Below are 6,306 nucleotides of genomic sequence, written 5' to 3'. Positions count from 1 at the left end.
AAGAATGCATCCATTGCTTCAAATACAACAACTTCCGCACCCAGACGACGCCATACTGAACCAAGTTCAAGACCGATTACACCAGCACCGATCACACCAAGACGTTTAGGCACTTCTGGGAATTCAAGCGCACCTGTTGAGTCCACGATCAGGTCTTGGTCTACAGGAGCAACAGGAATATTGACTGGTACAGAACCAGATGCAAGAATGACATATTTAGGTTCTAAAATCTGAGTTTCGCCCTCATGCGGTACGAACTCGACTTTTTTACCAGCAAGTAATTTACCAGTACCTTGTAACCATTCAATGCCATTACCTTTAAGTAACTGCGCAACACCACCAGTCAATTGTTCAACGACTTTGTCTTTACGCGCAAGCATTTTAGACAAATCGAAAGCAACTTCACCCGTTGTAATACCGTGGTCATCTAAATGTTTAACAGTATCTTCATAACGGTGAGAAGAATCTAGAAGTGCTTTAGAAGGAATACAACCGACGTTTAAGCAAGTACCGCCTAAAGAAGGTTTACCTTTATGAATACGTTTTTCGATACACGCAACTTTAAAACCAAGCTGTGCAGCACGAATTGCAGCTTCGTAGCCACCTGGGCCACCACCGATTACAACTAAATCGAATTGTTGAGACATTATTCTCTCCAAAAATGGGCCTAGAGGATCACCCTAAGCCCATGGATTTATTCTTTAGAATTAAAGATCAAGGATCAGACGAGCTGGTTCTTCTAACAATTCTTTGATTGTTACAAGGAAACCTACAGCTTCTTTACCATCGATTAGACGGTGGTCATAAGAAAGCGCTAGGTACATCATTGGCAAGATTTCAACCTGACCATTCACTGCCATAGGACGTTCCTGGATTTTATGCATACCCAGAATCGCAGTTTGTGGAGTGTTCAAGATTGGAGTTGAAAGCAATGAACCGAAAGTACCACCGTTGGTAATTGTGAAAGTACCACCAGTCATGTCTTCAATCGCAAGTTTACCTTCACGCGCTTTACCAGCGTATGCACGGATACCATTTTCAACTTCAGCATAGTTCATACGGTCTGTATCACGAAGTACAGGAACCACTAGACCACGGTCAGAAGAAACTGCTACACCGATGTCATAGTAACCATGGTAAACGATGTCATCGCCATCGATAGACGCATTCACTGCTGGATAGCGTTTCAGTGCTTCAGTCGCAGCTTTAACGAAGAATGACATGAAGCCTAGACGTGCACCATGACGTTTTTCAAACGCTTCTTTGTACTGGTTACGCATTTCCATGATTGGTTTCATGTTTACTTCGTTGAACGTAGTCAACATTGCTGTTTCTTGAGTTGCAGCAAGCAGACGTTCAGCAACACGTTTACGCAGACGAGTCATTGGAACGCGTTTTTCAATACGTTCGCCAACCGCAACGCTTAACGGTGCAGCAGCAGGCGCTGCAGGTTTAGACTGATGGTTCGCAACATCTTCTTTAGTAATGCGACCGCCACGACCTGTACCAGATACGTCAGCAGCATTGATACCAGATTCAGTCAATGCTTTACGTACTGCTGGAGCTTGGTCTTGAACCTGTTGACGCTCAACGATCGGTGCATTACCCGCTTCAGTTTTTGCAGCAGCTTGCTCTACTGATGCTTCAGTTTCAGATTGAACTGCTTGAGTTTGAGTTGCGCCAGATACGGCACCCTCTTCAAACTGTGCAATCACTTCAGCAGAAAGCACTGTATCGCCTTCATTTTTAACGATTGATGCAATTGTACCGTCTGCAGGAGCAACAACTTCTAAAACAACTTTATCAGTTTCAATATCACAGATCACTTCATCACGTGATACTGCTTCACCTGGTTGTTTGTGCCAAGTTGCGATCGTACCGTCCGCAACTGACTCTGGAAATACCGGTGCTTTAATTTCGGTTGCCATTATTTAGAATCTCCTGGATTATTCAGCATCGATCGCTAGAGCGTCGTTAACGAGCTGAGCTTGTTGTTTTGCATGCAAGTATGGTGAACCACACGCCGGTGCAGCTGAAGCTTCACGGCCTGCGTAACTAATACGGATTTGTTTGCCCGCTTTCATCACATCGTCATATAAACGAGGCGCGATGAACAACCAAGCACCTTGGTTTTTCGGTTCTTCTTGTGCCCAAACCAGTTCTTTCACGTTTGGATACTGAGCAAGAACTTCTGCAAGACGTGCTTCTGGGTACGGATACAATTGTTCAATACGTACAATTGCAGTGTTGTTCAATTCTTTTTCACGACGTTTTTCAACCAGATCGTAGTAAACCTTACCACCACACAGTACTAGACGAGTTACGTCTGCTTTGTTGATGTTATCTACTTCGTCGATCACAGTCTGGAATGTACCGTTAGCCAGTTCTTCCAGGTTAGACACAGCCAACTTGTGACGAAGCAATGATTTAGGTGACATGATGATCATTGGCTTACGGATCGGGCGGATTGCCTGACGACGTAATGCATGGAAGATCTGTGCAGGTGTAGTTGGAGTCATCACTTGCATGTTGTCTTCAGCACATAGTTGCAAGAAACGTTCCAGACGTGCAGATGAGTGCTCAGGACCTTGGCCTTCGAAACCGTGTGGCAGAAGCATAGTCAGACCACATACACGTTCCCATTTGGTTTCACCAGATGAGATGAACTGGTCGATCACCACCTGTGCACAGTTTGCAAAGTCACCGAACTGAGCTTCCCAGATGATCAGGCTCTTAGGAAGAGTAGTCGCGTAACCGTATTCAAATGCCAGTACTGCCATTTCAGACAATAAAGAGTCATAGATCGCAACACGCGGTTGGTTCTCTTTGATATGGCAAAGTGGAATATAAGTTGAGCCATCTACCTGGTTATGCAGTTTTGCATGACGGTGTGAGAATGTACCACGACCCACGTCTTCACCAGTTAAACGAACCAGATAACCATCATCTAGCAGTGATGCATAGGCTAGAGTTTCAGCAGCACCCCAGTTCAGCGGCATTTCACCAGTTTGCATTTTCAGACGGTCGTCAATTACTTTAGATACCTGACGCTGCATCACGAAGCCTTCTGGAAGCTCACGCATTTTGCGGCCAAGCTCTTTAAGACGTTCTAGATCGCAAGTAGTATCCCACTCGTCTGTGTATTCATGACCCAGGTACGGTGTCCAGTCTACAAACATTTTTTTGTTCGGTTCTAGAACCAGTGCATTGGCAACATGTTTACCTGCTTCAAGATCAGAACGGTATTGTTCAACCATTTGATCTGCAGTAGCACGATCAAGTACACCTTCTTGAACCAGTTTGTCAGCATAAAGCGTACGAGTGGTCGCTTTCTTGTTGATCACTTGGTACATCATTGGCTGAGTTGCAGCAGGCTCGTCCGCTTCGTTATGACCACGACGACGGTAACAGAACATATCGATCACGACATCTTTACGGAAAGTATGACGGAAGTCATGTGCAAGCTGAGCAACAAATAATACAGCTTCCGGATCATCACCATTTACATGGAAGATCGGTGCCTGGATCATTTTCGCGATATCAGTACAGTATTCTGTAGAACGCGCATCACGTGGATCAGATGTGGTGAAACCAACCTGGTTATTCACTACGATATGAACTGTACCACCTACTGTGTAACCACGAGTCTGTGACATTTGGAAGGTTTCTTGGTTTACGCCCTGACCTGCGAATGCAGCATCACCGTGAACAATCACTGGTAACACGTCATCACCGCCAATGTCTTTACGACGTACTTGACGTGCACGTACAGAACCTTCAACTACAGGTCCAACGATTTCAAGGTGAGATGGGTTAAACGCCAATGCCAAGTGAACTTCACCACCTGGAGTCATCACGTTAGAAGAGAAACCTTGGTGATACTTAACGTCACCAGAACCTTTTTTGTGTAGTGATTTACCTTCGAACTCACCAAACAGGTCAGCCGGGTTTTTACCCATGATGTTAACCAGAAGGTTCAGACGACCACGGTGTGGCATACCGATTACGACTTCTTTACAGCCTACAGAACCGGCACGCTGGATCAATTCATTCACCATAGGAATGAAAGACTCACCACCTTCAACACCAAAACGTTTTGCACCCACGAATTTATTACCGAGGTATTTTTCCAGACCTTCAGCCGCAGTTAAACGTTCAAGAACATGTTTTTTCTGATCAGCACTCAGGCCATATTGACCACGTGCGCTTTCAAGACGTTGCTGGATCCAGCGTTTTTCTTTGGTATCCACGATATGCATGTATTCAGCACCGATAGAGCTACAGTAAGTCGCTTCCATCACTTGGACCATTTCGCCCAAAGTCGCTGCTTCCTTACCAATCGCAAGGTTACCGGTATTGAATATAGTGTCCAGATCAGATTGAGTTAAACCATGCGCAGAAAGATCAAGATCTGGCACAACTTCGCGTTTAGCCAGACCTAATGGATCCAATTTTGCTTTTTGGTGGCCACGGTTACGGTACGCAGCAATCAGCTGTAAAACACCAATTTGACGACGTTCATGCTCTGAACTTACTGTCGATTGGATAACAGGCTGAATACGGCTTGAATTGCGACCTAAAAGTAGGAATTGCTCACGTACATTACTGTGTGGTTGATCACCTTTTGGGAATTTATCGAAGTACGCTCTCCAGTCAGCACCCACTGAGTCTGGAGCAGTGAGGTACTGCTCATAAAGTTCTTCAATATACGCTGCACTATCAGCGGAAAGTTCAGTGTCAAGACGCAGAGCGTCAGCAACTTCTTGCATTTGTGGACCCATTTCCTATTGCAAAAACATTTTCAGGATGCTTTTTAAGCAAAACCCAGGATTAGTAATGTCAAATTGATAATTCAACATTAGTCCCCCATAAGGCATAAGCCATGAGGCGTTATCACCACACCAAGAAAATTCTTGATATGTTTAATGAACAATAACGCCCCTCAGCGGCATCATCACTCATTGAATACCCGATCGTGACCGAGCAATTTTTTTGCAAATCGACTTAGAAAAAACAAAGATTTAAACTATATTTTTTCTAAAGCGACTTTGACTTACATTTATATACCAGTCTCTACTTTTTCCGTGTTTAAAAAATGTACATCGGCCCACACATTTTTTAAATATAGTCTTGTGCTAAATGCTATCACGATCTCGACTAATCAATTGATTTTTTTGACGAGGAACGCATGTTTTTTAGTCAAATACTTCCGTCAGAAATTACTCTAACATAGGGAGCTTTAAATGAAAAACACATTCAGCGTAGACTAAAGTCCTACATCTTTTTGATAAACAAAAAGAGAGTAAATCTTCCAATCCACTCCCTTTGCAACTTTGCGTTATATAATAACATTATTGAAAACCTTTTTCAGTCCAGAATTACATCTAAAAATCATAAATACCTCAAATAACATCATAATAGTGCATAAATCCGACCAGAATGCTCTGCAATGATTCATCACCCGATTTGATCATATGAGATACAGCACCAATAACAGCAGTTTTCACTACCACTGTTCGTTTATGGAGCCCTATAAAGCAAAAAGCACACCACTTGGTGTGCTTTTTGAAAAACTGTTTATTGCAGTCTAAATTAGCCAGCCATATCTAGAAGCATGTTACGGATGTGACCGATTGCTTTAGTAGGGTTCAAGCCTTTAGGACATACAGATACACAGTTCATAATGCCTTTACAACGGAACAGAGAGAACGGATCGTCAAGACGAGCCAGACGCTCTTGAGTACCTGTATCACGCGAATCGATAATGAAACGGTATGCATTCAACAATGCTGAAGGACCCAAGAACTTGTCTGGGTTCCACCAGAATGATGGGCATGAAGTTGAACAACATGCACAAAGAATACACTCATACAGACCATTCAAGTGTTCACGTTCTTCAGGAGACTGCAGACGCTCTTTAGGAGGTGCAGGCTGGTTGTTGATCAAGAACGGATGAATCTTGTTGTACTGGTCGTAGAACTGGTTCATGTCAACTACAAGGTCTTTGATTACTGGAAGACCAGGTAGTGGACGAATCGTGATTTCATTTGGTAAATCGTTCAGGTTCCAAAGACACGCCAAACCGTTTTTACCATTAATGTTCACACCATCAGAACCACAGATCCCTTCACGGCATGAACGACGGAATGTCAAAGATTCGTCCTGTACTTTTAATGCAAGAAGCGCATCAAGCAACATACGGTGCTTATCAGTCAGTTCAAGCTTAAAAGTTTGCATATACGGTGCTTTATCCTTATCAGGATCATAGCGGTAGATATTAAATGTACGAGTACCTCTACTCATCTT

The 6,306-nt window shown here is 43.6% G+C and carries 4 protein-coding genes; all 4 read right to left on the bottom strand.

The window, feature by feature from the left end; translation table 11 throughout:
• Positions 1-647, bottom strand: a 647-nt coding sequence (locus B4J23_RS03365; protein ID WP_291358756.1) for an FAD-dependent oxidoreductase, incomplete at its 3' end; no start/stop codon positions are given.
• Between the two features lie 60 nt (positions 648-707).
• The gene (odhB, locus tag B4J23_RS03360; RefSeq protein WP_005234619.1) at positions 708-1,928 is read right to left on the bottom strand and encodes a 2-oxoglutarate dehydrogenase complex dihydrolipoyllysine-residue succinyltransferase; all 1,221 of its coding nucleotides are present in this window, start codon (positions 1,926-1,928) and stop codon (positions 708-710) included.
• Positions 1,929-1,946: 18 nt separating this feature from the next.
• Positions 1,947-4,769 (bottom strand): 2-oxoglutarate dehydrogenase E1 component, encoded by a 2,823-nt coding sequence (locus B4J23_RS03355; RefSeq protein WP_291358758.1) that lies wholly within the window; start codon positions 4,767-4,769, stop codon positions 1,947-1,949.
• Positions 4,770-5,592: 823 nt separating this feature from the next.
• Positions 5,593-6,303 carry a succinate dehydrogenase iron-sulfur subunit gene (locus B4J23_RS03350; protein WP_291358757.1) on the bottom strand — a complete coding sequence of 237 codons (711 nt, stop codon included), beginning with the start codon at positions 6,301-6,303 and terminating at the stop codon, positions 5,593-5,595.
• Positions 6,304-6,306 lie beyond the last annotated feature (3 nt).

Source organism: Acinetobacter sp. UBA3025 (assembly GCF_002367915.1).
Classification (GTDB): Bacteria; Pseudomonadota; Gammaproteobacteria; order Pseudomonadales; family Moraxellaceae; genus Acinetobacter.
The sequence above is the reverse complement of the archived record's forward strand: the minus strand, read 5'-3'. Positions and strand labels throughout refer to the sequence as shown.